Origin of the sequence: Streptomyces sp. NPDC056361 (assembly GCF_042262805.1) — a bacterium.
GTDB lineage: Bacteria > Actinomycetota > Actinomycetes > Streptomycetales > Streptomycetaceae > Streptomyces.
Genome location: NZ_JBHJQI010000097.1, coordinates 12,589 through 31,194, shown reverse-complemented (window position 1 = coordinate 31,194; position 18,606 = coordinate 12,589). Strand labels below are relative to the sequence as shown.

19 protein-coding genes are annotated in these 18,606 nt (G+C 72.1%); 12 read left to right on the top strand and 7 right to left on the bottom strand.

All coding sequences use genetic code 11. From position 1 onward, the window contains the following. Positions 1–30: 30 nt before the first annotated feature. On the bottom strand, positions 31–1,005 hold the full coding sequence (locus ACFCY7_RS27265) for a DEDDh family exonuclease (RefSeq protein ID WP_376488699.1): 975 nt from the start codon (positions 1,003–1,005) through the stop codon (positions 31–33). Further along, complete coding sequence (locus tag ACFCY7_RS27260) at positions 1,002–1,670, bottom strand: TetR/AcrR family transcriptional regulator (RefSeq protein WP_376488698.1); 669 nt, start codon at positions 1,668–1,670, stop codon at positions 1,002–1,004. The genes ACFCY7_RS27265 and ACFCY7_RS27260 overlap by 4 nt, the downstream gene beginning before the upstream one ends. Positions 1,671–1,766: 96 nt before the next feature. Between ACFCY7_RS27260 and ACFCY7_RS27255 the strand changes: the two genes are divergently transcribed. The 8 genes from ACFCY7_RS27255 to ACFCY7_RS27220 all read left to right on the top strand — a co-directional run bounded on the left by ACFCY7_RS27255 (position 1,767) and on the right by ACFCY7_RS27220 (position 9,492). Further along, entirely contained in the window at positions 1,767–2,591 is an 825-nt protein-coding gene (locus ACFCY7_RS27255) for an acetoacetate decarboxylase family protein (protein ID WP_376488697.1), read from the top strand. Further along, entirely contained in the window at positions 2,578–3,462 is an 885-nt protein-coding gene (locus ACFCY7_RS27250; protein ID WP_376488696.1) for an SDR family NAD(P)-dependent oxidoreductase, read from the top strand. Before ACFCY7_RS27255 ends, ACFCY7_RS27250 begins: the two co-directional genes overlap by 14 nt. Before the next feature lie 18 nt (positions 3,463–3,480). After that, positions 3,481–4,761 carry an amidohydrolase family protein gene (locus tag ACFCY7_RS27245; RefSeq protein ID WP_376488695.1) on the top strand — a complete coding sequence of 427 codons (1,281 nt, stop codon included), beginning with the start codon at positions 3,481–3,483 and terminating at the stop codon, positions 4,759–4,761. A 14-nt stretch (positions 4,762–4,775) separates the two neighbouring features. Continuing rightward, positions 4,776–6,005, top strand: a complete 1,230-nt coding sequence (locus ACFCY7_RS27240; RefSeq protein WP_376488694.1) for an amidohydrolase family protein — start codon at positions 4,776–4,778, stop codon at positions 6,003–6,005. Positions 6,006–6,029: 24 nt separating this feature from the next. Next, positions 6,030–6,755 (top strand): VIT family protein, encoded by a 726-nt coding sequence (locus ACFCY7_RS27235; protein ID WP_376488693.1) that lies wholly within the window; start codon positions 6,030–6,032, stop codon positions 6,753–6,755. A gap of 113 nt (positions 6,756–6,868) precedes the next feature. Next, positions 6,869–7,756 (top strand): sterol desaturase family protein, encoded by an 888-nt coding sequence (locus ACFCY7_RS27230; protein ID WP_376488692.1) that lies wholly within the window; start codon positions 6,869–6,871, stop codon positions 7,754–7,756. Continuing rightward, positions 7,753–8,430 carry a lysoplasmalogenase gene (locus ACFCY7_RS27225; RefSeq protein ID WP_376488691.1) on the top strand — a complete coding sequence of 226 codons (678 nt, stop codon included), beginning with the start codon at positions 7,753–7,755 and terminating at the stop codon, positions 8,428–8,430. Before ACFCY7_RS27230 ends, ACFCY7_RS27225 begins: the two co-directional genes overlap by 4 nt. Positions 8,431–8,448: 18 nt before the next feature. Then, positions 8,449–9,492, top strand: a complete 1,044-nt coding sequence (locus tag ACFCY7_RS27220; protein WP_376488690.1) for a zinc-dependent alcohol dehydrogenase family protein — start codon at positions 8,449–8,451, stop codon at positions 9,490–9,492. Between the two features lie 207 nt (positions 9,493–9,699). Here the strand turns inward: ACFCY7_RS27220 and ACFCY7_RS27215 are convergent, their stop codons facing one another. Both ACFCY7_RS27215 and ACFCY7_RS27210 read right to left on the bottom strand, forming a co-directional pair. Beyond that, positions 9,700–10,998: a CoA transferase gene (locus ACFCY7_RS27215; protein WP_376488689.1), complete on the bottom strand. Its 1,299-nt coding sequence runs from the start codon at positions 10,996–10,998 to the stop codon at positions 9,700–9,702. 84 nt (positions 10,999–11,082) lie between these two features. Then, a complete protein-coding gene (locus tag ACFCY7_RS27210) occupies positions 11,083–12,618 on the bottom strand; it encodes a S8 family serine peptidase (protein ID WP_376488688.1) in 1,536 nt (511 codons plus the stop codon). Positions 12,619–12,889: 271 nt separating this feature from the next. On the opposite strand from ACFCY7_RS27210, the gene ACFCY7_RS27205 reads away from it, so the two are divergent. The 3 genes from ACFCY7_RS27205 (at position 12,890) to moaA (ending at position 16,055) form a co-directional block, all read left to right on the top strand. Next, positions 12,890–13,264, top strand: a complete 375-nt coding sequence (locus ACFCY7_RS27205; protein ID WP_376488687.1) for a DUF485 domain-containing protein — start codon at positions 12,890–12,892, stop codon at positions 13,262–13,264. Further along, positions 13,261–14,901, top strand: coding sequence for a cation acetate symporter (locus ACFCY7_RS27200; RefSeq protein ID WP_376488686.1), 1,641 nt, complete (start codon positions 13,261–13,263; stop codon positions 14,899–14,901). Before ACFCY7_RS27205 ends, ACFCY7_RS27200 begins: the two co-directional genes overlap by 4 nt. 164 nt (positions 14,902–15,065) lie before the next feature. Then, positions 15,066–16,055: a GTP 3',8-cyclase MoaA gene (gene moaA / locus ACFCY7_RS27195; RefSeq protein WP_376488685.1), complete on the top strand. Its 990-nt coding sequence runs from the start codon at positions 15,066–15,068 to the stop codon at positions 16,053–16,055. Here moaA and ACFCY7_RS27190 read toward each other — a convergent pair. Next, a complete protein-coding gene (locus tag ACFCY7_RS27190) occupies positions 16,038–16,259 on the bottom strand; it encodes a hypothetical protein (protein WP_376488684.1) in 222 nt (73 codons plus the stop codon). The two genes, moaA and ACFCY7_RS27190, sit on opposite strands and share 18 nt — an antisense overlap. 182 nt (positions 16,260–16,441) lie before the next feature. Beyond that, positions 16,442–16,786, bottom strand: a complete 345-nt coding sequence (locus tag ACFCY7_RS27185) for a DUF3099 domain-containing protein (protein WP_376488683.1) — start codon at positions 16,784–16,786, stop codon at positions 16,442–16,444. 169 nt (positions 16,787–16,955) lie between these two features. Between ACFCY7_RS27185 and ACFCY7_RS27180 the strand changes: the two genes are divergently transcribed. Beyond that, complete coding sequence (locus ACFCY7_RS27180) at positions 16,956–17,231, top strand: GlsB/YeaQ/YmgE family stress response membrane protein (protein ID WP_367828212.1); 276 nt, start codon at positions 16,956–16,958, stop codon at positions 17,229–17,231. Positions 17,232–17,329: 98 nt separating this feature from the next. On the opposite strand, the gene tyrS is transcribed toward ACFCY7_RS27180, so the two are convergent. Then, positions 17,330–18,604 carry a tyrosine--tRNA ligase gene (gene tyrS / locus ACFCY7_RS27175; protein WP_376488682.1) on the bottom strand — a complete coding sequence of 425 codons (1,275 nt, stop codon included), beginning with the start codon at positions 18,602–18,604 and terminating at the stop codon, positions 17,330–17,332. Positions 18,605–18,606: the final 2 nt, after the last annotated feature.

Sequence of the window (18,606 nt, the reverse complement as noted above, 5' to 3'; positions counted from 1 at the left end):
CAGCACGCCGCGCCCGCCGGGGCGGGGGTGTCACCCGTCTGCCGGGGTCACGTCCCGCAGCAGCTGCGTGTAGGCGGCCTCGTCGACGACCGGCGTGCCGAAGGACTTGGCCTTGAGCGTCTTGGACGTCGCCGAGTCCGGGTCGTTGGTGACGAGCAGGCTCGTCAGCCGGGAGACGCTGGTGGCGACGTGGAGACCGGCCTCGACCGTGCGGTCCTCCAGGAGCTCCCGGTCGATCGAGGTGTCCCCGGAGAAGGCGATCCGCATGCCCTGCTTGAGCGGTTTGTCCGACTCGTAGCGACCGGGGTTGGGGTGCGGGCACGCCGGGCGCTTCCGTGACGGGCGCCAGCTGTTGGCCCGGTAGGAGGACTGGTGGCCGATCCGGGGCTGCGCGGGCGTCGCGGCCCACTCCGTCAGCGGCCGGCACTCCAGGAGCGGCAGCCGCACGTTCCGCTCGGCCGCCGCGTGCAGGCTCGGCCGGAACGCCTCCGCGAGGACCCGGGCGTCGTCCAGCGCGTTGTGCGCGCGCTGCTGCACCACGCCGAAGTGCGCGGCGAGCGACTCCAGCTTGTGGTTGGGCAGCGGCAGCGACAGCTCCTTGGCGAGCGCGATCGTGCACAGCCGCTGGCGCACCGGCGCCGCCGACTCGGCGCGCGCGTACTCCCTGGCGATCATCTGCCAGTCGAACATCGCGTTGTGCGCCACGAGCACCCGCCCGTCGAGACGCGCCGCGAACTCCGCCGCGATCTCCGGGAACAGCGGCGCGCCCTCCAGGACGTCGCTGGTCAGCCCGTGGATCCACACCGGTCCCGGGTCCCGCTCGGGATTGACCAGCGTGTACCAGTGGTCCTCGACGTTCCCCTGGGCGTCCAGCCGGTAGACGGCAGCCGACACTATCCGGTCGTCGCGGGCGAGTCCGGTGGTCTCCACGTCGACGACCGCGTACCCCTGCGGGTAGGCGGCCGGCCACGTCGCTGCTGTCGTTCGGTCGTCAAGCACGGTCACAGAGAATACGGCCCGCGGCCGGCGTCTCCGTCCCCGGTGTCCCCGCCGGCCCCCGCGAGCAGCCCGTCCACGAGCGCGCGTACGGAGTCCACGAAGAGCCGTTCGGTGTCGATCGGGGCGGCCAGGGCGCGGGCCAGCGGCCCGTCGGCCTCGGCGTCCTCCCCGCGCCACAGCTCCTCCTCGGCGGGGGACTGGGCCGGGGCGCGTTCGCGGTTGCGTTCGACGAGGACGTAGCCGACGACCTGGAACTGGACGGCGCGGACGGACCGGGCGGCGGCCGCGCCGCGCAGACCGGCGGCGTGGGCCTCGTGGACCAGGGCGCGCTGGGCCGGCAGGAACATGCGCTCGGTGAGGCCCCGCTCGTGGACCATCGCGACGAGGTGCGGGCGCTCGCGCAGGGCGCGGCGCAGCGAGCGGGCGACGGAGACCATCCGCTCGGCCGGGGTCGACCCGTGCGGGCGGATGGCGCCGAGGTCGGCGACCGTGCGGGCGACGAGCGCGTCGAGGAGCGACTCGCGGTTGCCGACGTGCCAGTAGATCGAGGTGACGGCGGTGCCGAGCTCGGCGGCGAGCCTGCGCATGGTGAGGGCGTCCGGGCCGTGCTCCCTCACCAGGGCGGCGGCGGTGTCCAGTATCTCGTCGCGGCTCAGTGCGGAACGTGCCATCGCATCCCCCAACTCCTCTGCGTGCACGGGTCTTTACCGTTCATCGCCATCGGTGTAACTGTGTTACAGGCCGACGATCCCGAAGGGTGGTACGTCATGGCACGAGTACGGTACGGGGCGCGCAGCGACGCGGAGGCGGCAGCGGCCCGCGAGCGGTCCGCCAGGCTCCCCGACATCTGGTCCACCGGTGTGGTCGCCGTCTGGGAGACCGACCCGGACGTCGTCGCGGCGGTCCTGCCGCCCCCGCTGAAACCCACCGCGCGCCCCCTCGTGCGCGCCAACATCAGCCGGGTCGACCTGCCCGGCTACCCCCTCGGCGCCGGCTCGGTGGCGGTCGCCGCGGCCCACGGCGACAAGGAGGGCTGGTACCCGCTGGTCATGCCGATGACCCACGAGCGGGCCCTGACCGGCGGGCGCGAGGTCTTCGGCGAGCCGAAGAAGCTGGGCGAGGTCACGGTCGAGCGCGACGGGCTCGTGGTCCGCGCCGCCCTGGCCCGGCACGGCATCGCGTTCGTGGAGGTGCGCGGCGCGGTCTCCGGCCCGCTGCCGCTGCCGGAGCCCGTCGAGAAGACCGACTTCTACTTCAAGTTCCTGCCGGGCGTGGAGGGTGCGGGCTTCGACGCCGACCCCGTCCTCGTCCACTGCGTCCGCAACGAGAAGGTGCGGAAGCTGGAGCGGGTCACCGGGGACGTGGTGCTGCGCGAGTCCATGTACGACCCGGTCGCCGACCTCCCCGTACGCCGGCTCGTCGAGATCACCATCGGCGAGAAGACCACCGACCAGAAGGGCACGGTCGCCGAACGCGTCTCCGCGCGCGCCCTGCTCCCCTACATCCACCAGCGGTACGACGACCCGCTCCAGATCCTCGACGGACCCCCCGAGACGAGCGTCCCGAAGGAGGCGTCGGATGGAGCTGCGTGAGGGACAGGTCGCCGTCGTCACGGGCGCGGCGAGCGGCATCGGGCTCGCGATGGCCCGCCGCTTCGCCGCCGAGGGACTCGCCGTCGTCCTCGGGGACGTCGAGCGGGCCGCCCTGGAGGAGGCCGCCGACGAGCTGATGGCGAGCGGGGCGCAGGTCCTCGCCCGGACGGTCGACGTCTCCGACCCCGACGAGGTCCGGGCGTTCGCGGACGCCGCGTACGACACCTTCGGCGCCGTCCACGTCCTCTGCAACAACGCCGGCGTCGGCTCCGGCGCCGAGGGCCGCATGTGGGAGCACGAGCCCAACGACTGGAAGTGGGCGTTCTCGGTCAACGTCTGGGGCGTCTTCCACGGCATCCAGGCCTTCGTCCCGCGCATGCTCGCGAGCGGCGAGCCCGGCCACGTCGTCAACACCTCCTCGGGCGACGGCGGCATCGCCCCGCTGCCCACCGCCTCCGTGTACGCGGTCACCAAGGCGGCCGTCGTCACCATGACCGAGTCGCTCTACGCCCACCTCAGGGCCGAGCACGCGCGCGTGGGCGCGTCCGTGCTCTTCCCCGGACCCCACATGCTCCGCACCGGCCTGTGGGAGTCGCACCGCAACCGACCCGAGCGGTACGCCAAGCAGCGGCCGCGCCGGACCCCGTACCGCAGCCTCGACCAGTGGGAGGCCGCCATGAAGGAGGCCGGGCACGAGGTGGCCTTCACGCCCGTCGAGGAGGTCGCCGAGCACGTCGTCGACGGCATCCGCGCCGACCGCTTCTGGATGCTGCCCGAGAGCGAGCACAGCGACCGCCAGATCAGGGCGCGCTCGCAGGCGATGCTCGACCGCGCCAACCCGTCCTACCTGGAGAGCTTCATCCTCGACTGACCGGCCAAGGAGCCCGACGTGAGCTTCGAAGACCCGTACCTGATCATCTCCTCCGACTGCCATGCCGGGCTCCCCACCGAGGAGTACCGGCCCTACCTCGACCCCCGCTTCCACCGGGACTTCGACGACTTCCTGGCGGGACGCGACGCCCGCCGCGAGGCCATGACCCGGCTCGGGGTGCGCAACGAGGCCTTCGCGAGCAAGTGGTTCAGCGACAACGAGGAAGGCCTGCGCGGCGGCTGGGACGCCGCCCAGCGGATCAAGGAGCTCGACGGCGACGGGGTGGCCGCCGAGGTCGTCTTCCCCGACGCGGACGCCGTCGACAGCCAGACGGCCGCGCCCTTCGGCGTCGGCCTCGGCCTCTCCGGCGACCAGGACCCGGAGCTCGGCATGGCGGGCGCGAAGGCGCACAACCGCTGGCTCGCCGAGTTCGTCGGGCAGAACCCCGAGCGGCACTGCGGGGTCGCCCTGCTCCCCGTCACCGCCGACGTCCGCGAGGTCGTCGCCGAGATCCACCGGGCCAAGGAGTCCGGACTCGGCGCGCTCATGATCCCCTCCATGTGGGTCGACAGGACGCCGTACCACGACCGGCACTACGACCCGGTGTGGGCGGCCGCCGCCGAGACCGGGATGCCGGTCGTCACCCACTCCGGTGCCGCGCCCCGCGAGGAGTACGGCGACCACCTCGGGATCTACGTCTCCGAGGTCACCTGGTGGCCGGCCAGGCCCCTCTGGTTCCTGCTCTGGTCCGGGGCCTTCGAACGCCACCCCGGGCTCCGGTTCGGCGTCGCGGAGTCCGGCTGCTGGTGGCTGCCGAACCTGCTCTGGTTCATGGACCGCCTCTACCTCGGCGCGCACGGCGGCAAGAAGCTGTCCCCGTTCGCCGAACTGAAGCGGCCGCCCAGCGAGTACCTGGACCGCCAGGTCTTCGTCTGCGCCACCAACACCAAGCGGCGCGAACTGGCCCAGCGCTACGAGATCGGCGTCGACAACATCCTGTGGGGCTCCGACTTCCCGCACCCGGAGGGCACCTGGCCCGACACGCGCGCGTGGCTGCGGAGGACCTTCCACGACATCCCGGTCGAGGAGACCCGGCGGATGCTCGGCCTGGCGGCGGCGGAGGTCTTCGGCTTCGACCTCGGCGCCCTGGCGCCGATCGCCCGCCGGATCGGCCCCACCCCCGCCGACCTCGGCCAGTCCGCCGATCAGGCCGCCGTGGAGGCCTCCTGGGCCCGCTCGCGCGAGGTCGGCCGCCACTGGCTGACCGACCACGACTTCCCGGTCCTCGGGACGCACTGATGGGCGGCGAAGCGATGGACACGGACAGGTACACCGTCATCTCCGCCGACTGCCACGCGGGCGCCGACCTCCTCGACTACCGGCCGTACCTGGAACGGCGGCACCACGAGGCCTTCGACGCCTGGGCGGCCGGCTACGTCAACCCGTACGAGGACCTGCTCGCCGACACCGCCGACCGCAACTGGAACTCGCGGCGCCGGCTGCGCGAGCTGGAGGCGGACGGGATCGTCGCCGAGGTCGTCTTCCCCAACACCATCCCGCCGTTCTTCCCCTCCGCCTCCCTCATGGCCCCGCCGCCGACCCGCGAGGAGTACGAGCTCCGCTGGGCGGGCCTGCGCGCCCACAACCGCTGGCTGGCCGACTTCTGCGCGGACGCGCCGGGCCGCCGGGCGGGCGTGGCGCAGATCCTGCTCAACGACGTGGACGAGGCGGTACGGGAGATCCGCCGCGCGAAGGAGGCCGGCCTGACCGGCGGCATCCTGCTGCCGGGCGCCCCGCCCGGGTCCGGAGTGCCCGAGCTGTACTCGGAGGCGTACGACCCGATCTGGGCGGTCTGCGCGGAGCTCGACGTGCCGGTCAACCACCACGGCGGCTCGGCCTCGCCGCCACTCGGCGACGAACCCGCGGCCCGCGCCGTCTTCATGGTGGAGACCACCTGGTTCTCCCACCGGGCCCTGTGGCACCTCGTCTTCGGCGGCGCCTTCCGCCGCCACCCGGACCTCAGGCTCGTCCTGACGGAGCAGGGCTCCGGCTGGATCCCCGGGGTCATGGACATGCTGGACTACTACCACGCCAGGCTCGTCGCGGCGGCGACGCGGGCCACGACCGCCGAGTCCCGGTTCGGCGCCGGTCTCGCCGCCTCCATGGGCAAGGGCCCCAGCGAGGTCTGGCGCGACAACTGCTACGTCGGCGCGAGCTTCATGCGCCCGCACGAGGTGCCGCTGCGCGACCGGATCGGCCTCGACAAGATCATGTGGGGCAGCGACTACCCGCACGACGAGGGCACCACCCCCTACTCCCGCGAAGGACTCCGGATCGCCTACGCGGGCGTGCCGAGGGACGAGGTCGCCGCCATGGTCGGCGGCAACGCGGCCCGCGTCTACGGCTTCGACCTCGACCTCCTCGACCGGCTGGCCGCCGTCCACGGCCCGACCGTCGAGGAGATCGCCGAGCCGCTGAAGGAGGTCCCCGCGGGCGCCACCAGCCCGGCGTTCGCCCCGGGCGGGTCGGTCCGCGTCTGGTGACCCACCGGGTGCGACCCTCCTGACGTGACGTCACCCCCCGTACCGGACACCGCCCACGCCGAGGACCACGGCGGCGGCCTCGGCACCCGTCTCAACTGGCTCCGGGCCGCCGTGCTCGGGGCCAACGACGGCGTCGTCTCCACCGCCGGCCTCGTCGTCGGCGTCGCCGGCGCCACCGAGTCCCGGGCCGCCCTGCTCACGGCCGGCCTCTCGGGACTGCTCGCCGGTTCGATGTCGATGGCGGCGGGGGAGTACGTCTCCGTCTCCACCCAGCGCGACTCCGAGGAGGCCGCGCTCGCCCAGGAGAAGCGCGAACTGCGCGAACGGCCGGAGGCCGAGCTCCGCGAACTGACCGGCCTCCTGGCCGCCCGCGGCCTCTCGGCGGAGGTGGCCCGCGAGGCCGCCGAACAGCTCACCGAGCGCGACGCGCTGCGCGCCCACGCGCGCGTGGAGCTGGGCATCGACCCCGACGCCCTCACCAACCCCTGGCACGCGGCAGGCGCCAGCTTCCTCGCCTTCACCGTCGGCGCCCTGCTGCCGCTCCTCGCGATCGTCCTTCCGCCGACCTCCGCCCGCCTCTGGGTCACCGTCCTCTCCGTCCTCGCCGCCCTCACCTTCACCGGCTGGTGGAGCGCCCGCCTCGGCAGCGCCCCCGCGGGCCCGGCGATCCTCCGCAACGTGGCCGGCGGCGCCCTCGCGATGGCGGTCACCTACGGGGCCGGATCCCTCCTCGGCGCGGCCGGGGTGTAGCGGGCGACGCGGGCCGTTGTCGGAAGGTGCCAAAGCTTGCTGACAAGTCGTCTCGCATACTTGTCGGTAATCACGTCTGGCGGGGCCCGCCCGCCCCGCTTACCGTCGACGGCATGCCCAACCTGCCCGATGTCGTGCTCTGGTCCATACCGGCGTTCGTCCTGCTCACCGTCGTGGAGATGGTCGGCCATCGGATCCACCCCGACGAGGACGCCGCCGGGTACGAGACCAAGGACGCCGCCACCAGCCTCGGGATGGGCCTGGGAAGCCTCGCCTTCGACGCGCTGTGGAAGATCCCGATCGTCGCGGTCTACACCGCCGTCTACGAGCTGACCCCGCTCCGCGTCCCCGTCCTGTGGTGGACGATCCCCCTGATGCTGCTCGCGCAGGACTTCCTCTACTACTGGCAGCACCGCGGCCACCACGTCATCCGGATCCTCTGGGCCTGCCACGTCGTCCACCACAGCAGCCGCAAGTTCAACCTCACCACCGCGCTGCGCCAGCCGTGGACCGGCGTGACCGGCTGGCCTTTCTACCTGCCGATGATCGTCCTCGGCGTGCACCCGGCGGCCGTCGCCTTCTGCTACTCGCTCAACCTCGTCTACCAGTTCTGGATCCACACCGAGCGCGTCGACCGGCTGCCCCGCCCCTTCGAGTACGTCCTCAACACCCCCTCGCACCACCGCGTCCACCACGCCTCCCAGGGCGGCTACCTGGACCGCAACTTCGGCGGCATCCTCATCGTCTGGGACCGGATGTTCGGCTCCTGGACCGGCGAGACCGACCGGCCCGTCTACGGCCTCACCAAGAACATCGAGACCTACAACCCGCTGCGCGTCGCCACCCACGAGTACGCCGCCATCGCCCGCGACGTCCGGGCCGCGCACGGCTGGCGCGAGCGCGCCGGCCGCGTCTTCCGCGGCCCCGGCTGGCAGCCGGCCCCCACCACCGCGACGCACCCCGTCGCCGGGAAGACGCCCGCCCCGGAGGCCGCCGCGTGAGCACCGCACCCCCTACTACCGCTACTACCGTCCGCGCCGTCCCGACCACCGCCTCCCGCGCGCTGCTCGCCGCCTTCGCGGCCGCCGCCGCCGTCGACCTGGTCTCCCTGCTCGCCGGCGCCGACCTCGGCCACCAGATCGCCAAGCCGCTCCTGATGCCGCTGCTCGCCGCGTACGCCGTCACCCTCGGCGCCCCGAAGACGCTCACCGCCGCCCTCCTCTTCGGCTGGGGCGGCGACGTCTTCCTGCTCTCCGACGCCGACTGGGCCTTCCTCGTCGGCATGGGCTCCTTCGCCGTCGGACACGTCTGCTACCTGGTCCTCTTCGGACGCCGGCGCACGTCCCCGGCGCTCGGCGCCCTCTACGCGGCGGCCCTCACCGGAACCGTCGTCCTCCTCTGGCCCGACCTCCCCGCCGACCTGCGGATCCCCGTCGCCGGCTACTCCCTGCTGCTCACCGCCATGGCCTACCGGTCCAGCGCCCTCGGGCTCCTGGCCGGCCTCGGCGGCGCCCTGTTCCTGCTGTCCGACACCCTCATCGCCACCGGCGTCGCCGAGTGGCCGCAGCTGCCCGCACCCGACTTCTGGGTCATGCTGACCTACATCGCGGCGCAGTACCTTTTGACTGCGGGAGCACTCCGGTCGATGTACGGTGAGCATCGTACAAACGTCTGACTGGGAGGACCGCCCCTCATGCGCGCCACCACCATCCACGCCCCGTTCGACATGCGCGTGGAGGACGTGCCCGACCCGGTGATCCAGGACTCCACGGACGTCGTCCTCCGGGTCCTGCGCGCCTGCATCTGCGGCAGCGACCTCTGGGCCTACCGCGGCGAGTCCGCCCGGCAGCCCGGCCAGCGCATCGGCCACGAGTTCCTCGGCATCGTCGAGGCGGCCGGCTCCGAGGTCACCGGCTTCGCCGCCGGCGACCTCGTCGTCTCCCCCTTCGTCTGGTCCGACGGCACCTGCGACTACTGCGCCGAGGGCCTCCAGACCTCCTGTCCGCGCGGCGGCTTCTGGGGCTCGGGCGGCTCCGACGGCGGCCAGGGCGAGGCCGTCCGCGTCCCCTTCGCCGACGGCACCCTCGTCAAGCTCCCCGCCGAGGCCGCCTCCGACGACCGGCTCCTCACCGCGCTGCTCGCCCTCTCCGACGTCATGGGCACCGGCCACCACGCCGCCCTCGGCGCCGGAGTGAAGCCCGGCTCCACCGTCGCGGTCGTCGGCGACGGCGCCGTCGGCCTCTGCGGCGTCCTCGCCGCCAAGCGCCTCGGCGCCGAGCGGATCATCGCCCTCGGCCGCCACACCGCCCGCACCGACATCGCCCGCCTCTTCGGCGCCACCGACGTCGTCGCCGAGCGCGGTGAGGCCGCCGAGGCCGCCGTCCGCGAACTCACCGGCGGCCAGGGCGCCCACGGCGTCATCGAGGCCGTCGGCACCGAGCAGTCCATGCGCACCGCGATCGCCATCGCCCGCGACGGCAGCTCCATCGGCTACGTCGGCGTCCCCCACGGCAGCGGCACCGGCCTCGACCTCGACGTCATGTTCGACCGCAACATCGCCCTCCGCGGCGGCGTCGCCCCCGTCCGCGCCTACATCCCCGAGCTCCTCCCCGACATCCTCTCCGGCGCCATCGACCCCTCGCCGGTCTTCGACCTCACCGTCGACCTCGACGGCGTCCCCCACGGCTACAAGTCCATGGACGACCGCTCCGCCCTCAAGGTCCTGATCAAGCCGTAACCCTTACGGGGGTGCCCCGCGCGTGGACCTCCCGCGCGGGCCCCCGCTTGGCTGCACCCCCTCCGTGTGGGCAATCGCTCCTCCCCCAGACTTCGTCCGGGGGAGGAACGGGTGGGCACACGCCCCGTTGCCGGGCGCCCGTCCCGGCCCGCTCCGCCCGTACGGCCCGCCCCGTCAGGCCCCGAGCCCTCCGGGGCGTCCGCCCCGTCAGGCCCCGAGCCACTCCGGGGCATCCGCCCCCGCGAGGCCCGGCGGGCGCGACCACCCCGAAGCCCCGCCCTCGTAGGACACCGGCGACAACGCGTACCGCAGGCGCCCCAACGGCCCCTCGGACTCCCCGAGATAGCGCCCGGCCTCGTACCGCGGCAGCGCGTGCGTCAGCCAGTGCCCCGTCTGCGCCAGCGCCAGCCGGACGAGCCGCGTACCGCCGTCCCGGTCCTGCTCCGTCAGCGCCCGCAGCACCGCCGCCGCCAGCAGGTACCCCGTCCCGTGGTCCAGCGCCTGCGCCGGCAGCGCCGCCGGCTCCTCCGCCGACCCCTCCACCGCGGCGATGCCCGTCGCGACCTGCACGAGGGAGTCGAAGCCGCGCCGCTCGCCCCACGGCCCGTAGTCGCCCCAGGCGGAGAGCCGGGCGGTCACGAGACCGGGCCGGTGGAGGTCGAACCGGTCGAGCGCGCCCGGCCGGTAGCCGGTGACCAGGACGTCGGCGGAGTCGAGGAGTTCGCCGAAGGCGCGCCGGTCCGACGGCCGGTCCAGGTCGAGCGCGGCGGTCCGCTTGCCGACGTCCGTGTCCGCGTGCTGGTCCGGCAGTTCGGGGTTGCCCGGCGGGTCGATCCGCAGCACGTCCGCGCCGAGCAGCGCGAGCGTCCGGGTGGCGACGGGCCCGGCGATGACCCGGGTCAGGTCGAGGACCCGCAGCGGTCCCGTACGGCGCCGGGGCGGGGCGTCGTCGAGCCGCTCCCGGGTCAGCAGCGGCCGGGCCGCCACCTGGCGGCCCTGCTCGCTCGCGGCCCACTCGTCGGGCGTGCGCAGGGCGACGGCCAGGCCCCCGGCCGCGTACACCGCCGTCTCGACCTCGACGGCCTTCCGTTCGCCGATCGCCGCCGCGACGGCCTCGACGGAGTCGGAGGCGTCCAGCGCGGCCAGCAACGCGGCTTTGTGGTGCGGGTAGTTGGCATGGGTGCGGACCCAGCCGTCGGCGGCCCGCCAGAACCGCGACAGGGGCGCGAAGCTCACCGGCGCCCGCCCGTCGACCCGGAGGTGGCGCTCGCTCACGAAGGCGGTGGCGACGGCCCCGTCGTCCACGCGTACCGGCCCGGGAAGGCCCGCGTGCTCCACGGCGGCGAGCGAGCAGGCGGCGACCGAGGCCCGCGCCAGGTCCATCACGGGCAGTCGGGCGGGCAGCAGCCCGGAGGTCCCGACGTACTCCACGCGGTCGACCAGGGCGGGATCGCCGCCGAGGGCCGACCACAGCAACTCCGTACCGGAACGCACTGTGTTGTCCATGACGGCACTATGGCACTCAGTGCCACGCAAAGGGCCCCGGTGTGGCACACCACACCGGGGCCCTGCGTCACCGAACCGCCGTGACTACCAGCGGACGGCGTCGAGCGCGTCGATCTGACCGGCTCCGTAGAAGCCGTTCTTGTGCTTGCCGCCCTCGCAGACGGCGTCGACGGTGCCGTCGCCGTTGATGTCGTACGGGTTGGTGCAGGCGAGGTCGTCGGCCTGCGCGTACAGCAGCGCCTTGAGGGCCGCCGGGCTCGCGTAGGGGTGCGTCGACTTGATGAGCGCCAGGACGCCCGCCACGTGCGGCGAGGCCATCGACGTGCCGGCCTTGTAGTTGTAGCCGCCGTTGACCGTGGTCGACAGGATGCGGCCGTTGACCGCCGGGGCGTCCGGCGTCTGGTACTCGGTGCGGTCGCCGCCGGGGGCGGTGATGTCGACGACGCCGAGACCGTAGTTGGAGTAGGACGCCTTCAGGTTCTTGGCTCCGGTCGCGGAGACCGTCACGACGCCCGGCAGCATGGACGGGTAGTCGAAGCACTCCTTCGGGTCGATGACCCGGTCGCCCGGAGTGGTGTCGTTCGGGCTGCTGTTGTCGAGGATCGAGTCGGCAGCCAGGTCGAACTTGGAGTTGCCGGCCGCGGCCACGTTGACCGCGCCCTTCTTCTCCGCGTACCGGGTCGCGCGGGTGACCGCCTCGATGAGGGCCTTCTGGTCCTCGTCGTTCTTGCAGGCGAACATCCACGGGTCGGTGTAGTAGCTGTTGTTCGTGACGTCGACGCCGTGCTCGGCCGCCCACACGAAGCCGCAGACGACGGCCTCGGTGTAGAAGAAGCCCTCCGGGGTGGACACCTTGATGCCGGAGACCTTGACGCCCGGGGCGACACCGGTGATGCCGATGCCGTTCTTGGCGGCGGCGATGGTGCCGGCGACGTGCGTGCCGTGGTCGCTCTCGCCCGGGTTGGGGCGCCACGATCCGGCGGTCGTGTCCGGCTTGCCGGTCACGCAGTTGGCGGACGCGGCGGCGTCGAAGTTGGGCGCCAGGTCCGGGTGGGTGTCGTCGACACCCGTGTCGATGACGGCGACGGTGACGCGCTTGCTGCCGAGCGTCTTCTGGTGGGCCTTGTCGGCCTTGATCGCCGGGAGGTCCCACTGCAGGGGCTCCAGCGGGTCCTGCTCGTCCGTGGCGCCGGCGGCGGCGGCCTTGGCCTCGGCCGCGGACAGCGTCTGCGTGCCCTCGTCGACGGAGTCGTCGGACTGGACGGTCAGCGGGGCGGTACGGGTCGAACCGGCCGACACCACGCCACGCGCCTGACGGATCGTCTTCGCGAACTCGGGGTTCTGCGAGTGGACGACTATCACGCCTATCTGGTCGTACGCGATGACCACCTCGCCGCCCGCGGCGGCGATCGCCTTCTTCACCGAGGCGGCCGTCCAGCGGCCACCCTCGATGTTGACGACGTACGACAGCTTCGGGCCGTTCGTCGCCACGGTGGCCGAGGCACCACTCAGTTCCGCGGCGGAGGCGGCGCCGGGGGCAAGGAAGCCGAGCGAGGCCGTGAGCGCGAGACCAACCGGCAGAGCGAGTGCTCGACCGCGCCTCGATCCCAGATGAGCCATGGGTTCTCCACATCATCCGTATGTACTGCTCGCGCGCGGGTTTACACGCGGGCAGGTGCATGACGAGTGAAGCTATCGCTGATCTTCCCGAACGTTCAATGAGTTGAGAAGACTTCATGAAGATCTGTTCAAGGAATTCCCCCGTGTGAACCGCTTCGCTTCCGGCTCCGTGCCGTTGGTCAGGGGAGGAGCTCCGCTCGGAGCGCCGCTCTCGCACCCCGGTGAGGCCCCCTTGACCATGCCGTCCGCCCCCGCGTCACGAGGAGATTCCGTGGCTACCGAAGCACCGCCGCCGCCCAGGAACGGGACGGAGACCGACCGCGGTCCCGCGTCGCCCACGACGGAGCAGTTCGTCGAGGTGCAAGAAGGGGCGGAATTCGGCGAATTGCGCCGTACGTACCGTTCCTTCGCCTTCCCCCTCACCCTCGCCTTCATCGCCTGGTACCTGCTGTACGTCCTGCTCTCCAACTACGCCGGCGACTTCATGGGGACCAAGCTCTTCGGCAACATCAACGTGGCGCTCGTCCTCGGCCTCGGCCAGTTCCTCACCACCTTCCTCATCGCCTGGCTCTACTCGCGGCACGCGGCGAACCGCCTCGACCCCCAGGCCGAGGCCATCCGACACCGTATGGAGGGCGACGCATGAGCACCCCCGTCCTGCTCGCGGCGGGCAACGCCACCAGCGAGCACCGGCCCCTGATCATCGCCCTCTTCGGGGCCTTCGTCGTCGCCACCCTGGTCATCACCGTCTGGGCGGGGCGGCAGACCCGCAGCGCCGCCGACTTCTACGCCGGCGGTGGCCAGTTCACCGGCTTCCAGAACGGCCTCGCCATCTCCGGCGACTACATGTCCGCCGCGTCCTTCCTCGGCATCAGCGGCGCCATCGCCCTCTACGGGTACGACGGCTTCCTCTACTCGATCGGCTTCCTCGTCGCCTGGCTCGTCGCCCTGCTCCTGGTCGCCGAACCGCTGCGCAACTCCGGCCGCTTCACCATGGGCGACGTCCTCGCCTACCGGATGCGCCAGCGGCCCGTCCGCACCGCCGCCGGCACCTCCACCATCGTCGTCTCGATCTTCTACCTGCTGGCCCAGATGGCGGGCGCCGGCGTCCTCGTCTCGCTGCTCCTCGGCATCACCAGCGACGGCGGCAAGATCGCGATCGTGGCCCTCGTCGGCGTCCTGATGATCGTCTACGTGACGATCGGAGGCATGAAGGGCACCACCTGGGTGCAGATGGTCAAGGCCGTCCTGCTCATCGCGGGCACGCTCCTCATCACCTTCCTCATCCTCCTGAAGTTCGACTTCAACCTCTCGCAGCTGCTCGGCGCCGCCGCCACCAACAGCGGCAAGGGCGACGCCTTCCTGGAGCCCGGCCTCAAGTACGGCGCCACCGCCCTCTCGAAGCTGGACTTCCTCTCCCTCGGCATCGCCCTCGTCCTCGGCACCGCCGGCCTGCCCCACATCCTGATCCGCTTCTACACGGTGCCGACCGCCAAGGCCGCCCGTAAGTCGGTCAACTGGGCGATCGGCATCATCGGCGCCTTCTACCTGATGACGATCGTCCTCGGCTTCGGCGCCGCCGCCCTGCTCAGCGGCGACACCATCAAGGCGTCCAACAAGGCGGGCAACACGGCGGCCCCGCTGACCGCCCTCGAAGTCGGCGGCGGCGCCGGCTCCACCGGCGGCGCGATCCTCCTCGCCGTCATCTCCGCCGTCGCCTTCGCCACCATCCTCGCCGTGGTCGCCGGACTGACCCTGGCCTCCTCCTCGTCCTTCGCGCACGACATCTACGCGAACGTGATCAAGCGGGGGAAGGCCACCGAGGAGGAGGAGATGCGGGCCGCCCGCTGGTCCACCGTCCTCATCGGCATCGTGTCGATCGCACTCGGCGCCCTCGCCCGCGACCTCAACGTCGCCGGCCTGGTCGCCCTCGCCTTCGCGGTCGCCGCCTCGGCCAACCTGCCGACGATCCTCTACTCGCTCTTCTGGAAGCGGTTCACCACCCAGGGCGCGCTCTGGTCGATCTACGGCGGACTGATCTCCTCCGTCGTGCTCGTCCTCTTCTCGCCGGTCGTCTCCGGCGGCCCGGCCTCGATGTTCAAGGGCGTGGACTTCCACTGGTTCCCGCTGGAGAACCCCGGCCTCGTCTCGATCCCGCTCGGCTTCCTCCTCGGCTGGCTCGGCTCGCTCCTCTCCAAGGAGGAGCCGGACGCGGGCAAGTACGCGGAGCTTGAGGTCAAGTCCCTCACCGGCGTCGGGGTGGCCGCCGCGATCAAGCACTGACCTGAGCGCGACGTCTCGTATACGTTCCGCAGCGATCCACCGGCCGCGTCGTAGAGTTCTACGACGCGGCCGCGCCGGTCCCGTGACAATCTGCCCTGCTCGTTGTCCGCGGCCTCACGTAGGCTCGGACCACACGCATCCGCAAGACGGGGAGGGGGCCCACAGTGCTCATCGACACCTACGGCAGGGTCGCCACCGACCTGCGCGTCTCGCTCACCGACCGGTGCAACCTGCGCTGCACGTACTGCATGCCGGAAGAGGGCCTCCAGTGGCTCGCGAAGCCGGATCTCCTCACCGACGACGAGATCGTCCGGCTGATCCGCATCGCCGTCACCGACCTCGGCGTCACCGAGGTCCGCTTCACCGGCGGCGAACCGCTGCTCCGCCCCGGCCTCGTCGGGATCGTCGAGCGCTGCGCCGCCCTGGAGCCGCGCCCCCGCATGTCCCTCACGACGAACGGCATCGGGCTCAAGCGCACGGCCACCGCCCTCAAGGCCGCCGGCCTGGACCGGGTCAACGTCTCCCTGGACACCCTGCGCCCCGACGTCTTCAAGACCCTCACCCGCCGTGACCGCCACCAGGACGTCCTCGACGGCATGGCCGCGGCCCGCGACGCCGGCCTCACCCCGGTCAAGGTCAACGCCGTCCTGATGCCCGGACTCAACGCCGACGAGGCACCCGACCTCCTCGCCTGGGCGATGGACGAGGGCTACGAGCTCCGCTTCATCGAGCAGATGCCCCTCGACGCCCAGCACGGCTGGAAGCGCGACGGCATGATCACCGCCGGTGACATCCTGGAGTCCCTCCGCACCCGCTTCACGCTGACCGCCGAAGGCGCCGACGAGCGGGGCTCCGCGCCCGCCGAGCGCTGGGTCGTCGACGGCGGACCGCACACGGTCGGCGTCATCGCCTCCGTCACCCGGCCGTTCTGCCGGGCCTGCGACCGGACCCGGCTCACCGCCGACGGTCAGGTCCGCACCTGCCTGTTCGCCACCGAGGAGACGGACCTGCGGGCCGCCCTCCGCTCGGACGCCCCGGACGAGGCGGTCGCGGAGATCTGGAAGAAGGCCATGTGGGGCAAGAAGGCCGGCTCCGGCCTCGACGACCCGAGCTTCCTCCAGCCCGACCGCCCGATGTCAGCCATCGGAGGCTGAGTCGTCCCAGTCGGCCAGCGGGACGACGTCCTTCAAGAAGCCCCGTACGCCCAGGAACTGGGAGAGGTGCTCGCGGTGCTCGTCGCACGCGAGCCAGGTCTTGCGCCGCTCGGGCGTGTGCAGCTTGGGGTTGTTCCACGCGAGGACCCAGACGGCGTCGACGCGGCAGCCCTTGGCGGAACAGATCGGATTCGCTTCACTCACCGGATCATTGTCCGACAAGGGCGATGCCGAGCAGCCACGGGGGGAGCTGCCCGGCATCGGTCCGTCGCTCCGACGGGGGATGCGGAGCGCGTAGGAAGTATGTCACGGCACATGGGGTGTGGTGCACTGGAACTACATGATTGATCTGAGCTTTTCTTGAGCTTTCCGGCCACTGTGCGTGATCAGTTCCGGCCGTGCGGTCGCTCCGCGTCCGCGTCCCCCGCCGCCTCCGCCCCGCCGAGAGCGGGCCGCACCGGAGCCGGTACGAAGGTGGAGGGAAGGGACGGAGCGGACTCCCGGCCCGCGTTGGCGATGACCACGGCCACGTAGGGGAGCAGGATGCCCAGGGCGAGGGCCACGAAGGCCACGTGCCGCTCGACGTTCCACAGCACCGCCGCGGCGATCACGGAGAGCGTCCGCACCGTCATCGAGATGACGTAGCGCCGCTGCCGTCCCCGCACGTCGTCGGCGAGCCCCTGCCGGGCCCCCGTGATCCGGAAGACCTCGGTTCCGCCACGCTTCGGCATCGCCGTCCACCACCCACCGATCGCGCCGGACCCTCCCCGGCCCGGACCTCGTTCCACCGTACGCCCGCCCCACCGCACCGACGAGACCGGGGCACGTATGGCGCTGTCCGACATGCGCCGTATGGCCGATGAGTCGAGACTGGGCGCAGATGCGTACAAGGAGGCGACGATGAGTTGGTTGTGGGCGATCATCGTGGGATTCGTCCTCGGCCTGATCGCGAAGGCGATCCTGCCGGGGAAGCAGCAGATCCCGCTCTGGCTGACGACCGTGTTCGGCATTCTCGGCAGTGTGCTCGGCAACGCCGTCGCGACCTGGATCGGTGTCAACGACACCAAGGGCATCGACTGGACCCGCCACCTGCTCCAGCTGATCGGCGCCGTCGCCGTGGTCGGAGTCGGCGACATGCTGTGGGCCTCGATGAAGGGCAACAGGCAGCGCACCTAGAGTGCGTCCCGCCGACCGGGCCGGCTCGTCGACAAGGCACCCCCGAGGTGCCGTCCGGCGGCCGACGCACCGGGCCTCCGGCGTGCGGAGCGGGCGGGTCAGCCCTCCGCGCCGGCGAACTCGATCGCCGCCAGGTTCTTCTTGCCGCGCCGCAGCACCAGCCAGCGGCCGTGCAGCAGCTCGTCCGCCGACACCTCGGCGTCCTCGGCGGTGACCTTCACGTTGTTCACGTAGGCCCCGCCCTCCTTCACCGTGCGGCGCGCGCCCGACTTGCTCGGCGCGAGACCGACCTCGGTGAACAGGTCCACGACCTGGCCGAGCTCGGTCACCCGGGCGTGCGGCAGCTCGGACAGGGCGGCGGCCAGCGTCGCCTCGTCCAGCTCCGCCAGCTCGCCCTGGCCGAACAGCGCCTTGGAGGCGTTGATGACGGCCGCGCACTGGTCCGCGCCGTGCACCAGCGTGGTGAGCTCCTCGGCCAGCGCCCGCTGGGCGGCCCGCGCCTGCGGCCGCTCGGCGGTCTGCGCCTCCAGCTCCTCCAGCTCCTCACGGGACTTGAAGGACAGGATCCGCATGTACGTCGAGATGTCCCGGTCGTCCACGTTCAGCCAGAACTGGTAGAACGCGTACGGCGTCGTCATCTCCGGGTCCAGCCAGACGGCCCCGCCCTCGGTCTTGCCGAACTTGGTGCCGTCCGCCTTGACCATCAGCGGGGTCGCCAGCGCGTGCGCCTGCGCGCCCGGCTCCAGGCGGTGGATCAGGTCGAGCCCGGCCACCAGGTTGCCCCACTGGTCCGAGCCGCCCTGCTGGAGCGTGCAGCCGTAGCGGCGGTACAGCTCCAGGAAGTCCATGCCCTGGAGCAGCTGGTAGCTGAACTCCGTGTAGCTGATGCCCTGCTCGGACTCCAGGCGCCGGGCGACGGAGTCCTTGGTCAGCATCTTGTTGACCCGGAAGTGCTTGCCGATGTCCCGCAGGAACTCGATCGCCGACATGCCGGCGGTCCAGTCCAGGTTGTTCACCATGACCGCCGCGTTCTCCCCCTCGAAGGAGAGGAACGGCTCGATCTGCGAACGCAGCCGGTTCACCCAGTTCGCGACCGTCTCGGGGTCGTTCAGGGTGCGCTCGGCCGTCGGCCGCGGGTCGCCGATCTGCCCGGTCGCCCCGCCGACCAGCGCCAGCGGCCGGTGCCCGGCCTGCTGGAGCCGGCGCACGGTGAGCACCTGGACCAGGTGGCCGACGTGGAGACTGGCCGCGGTCGGGTCGAAACCGCAATAGAACGTGACGGGACCGTCCGCGAGAGCCTTGCGCAGTGCGTCCTCGTCGGTGGACTGGGCGAAGAGCCCGCGCCACTTCAGCTCGTCGACGATGTCCGTCACGA

Bases quoted from the DNA above. Each gene is read 5' to 3' on its own strand.
- ACFCY7_RS27260 (WP_376488698.1), bottom strand. From the start codon at position 1,670: ATGGCACGTTCCGCACTGAGCCGCGACGAGATACTGGACACCGCCGCC.
- ACFCY7_RS27255 (WP_376488697.1), top strand. From the start codon at position 1,767: ATGGCACGAGTACGGTACGGGGCGCGCAGCGACGCGGAGGCGGCAGCG.
- ACFCY7_RS27250 (WP_376488696.1), top strand. From the start codon at position 2,578: ATGGAGCTGCGTGAGGGACAGGTCGCCGTCGTCACGGGCGCGGCGAGC.
- ACFCY7_RS27240 (WP_376488694.1), top strand. From the start codon at position 4,776: ATGGACACGGACAGGTACACCGTCATCTCCGCCGACTGCCACGCGGGC.
- ACFCY7_RS27230 (WP_376488692.1), top strand. From the start codon at position 6,869: ATGCCCAACCTGCCCGATGTCGTGCTCTGGTCCATACCGGCGTTCGTC.
- ACFCY7_RS27220 (WP_376488690.1), top strand. From the start codon at position 8,449: ATGCGCGCCACCACCATCCACGCCCCGTTCGACATGCGCGTGGAGGAC.
- ACFCY7_RS27215 (WP_376488689.1), bottom strand. From the start codon at position 10,998: ATGGACAACACAGTGCGTTCCGGTACGGAGTTGCTGTGGTCGGCCCTC.
- ACFCY7_RS27210 (WP_376488688.1), bottom strand. From the start codon at position 12,618: ATGGCTCATCTGGGATCGAGGCGCGGTCGAGCACTCGCTCTGCCGGTT.
- ACFCY7_RS27200 (WP_376488686.1), top strand. From the start codon at position 13,261: ATGAGCACCCCCGTCCTGCTCGCGGCGGGCAACGCCACCAGCGAGCAC.
- ACFCY7_RS27185 (WP_376488683.1), bottom strand. From the start codon at position 16,786: ATGCCGAAGCGTGGCGGAACCGAGGTCTTCCGGATCACGGGGGCCCGG.
- ACFCY7_RS27180 (WP_367828212.1), top strand. From the start codon at position 16,956: ATGAGTTGGTTGTGGGCGATCATCGTGGGATTCGTCCTCGGCCTGATC.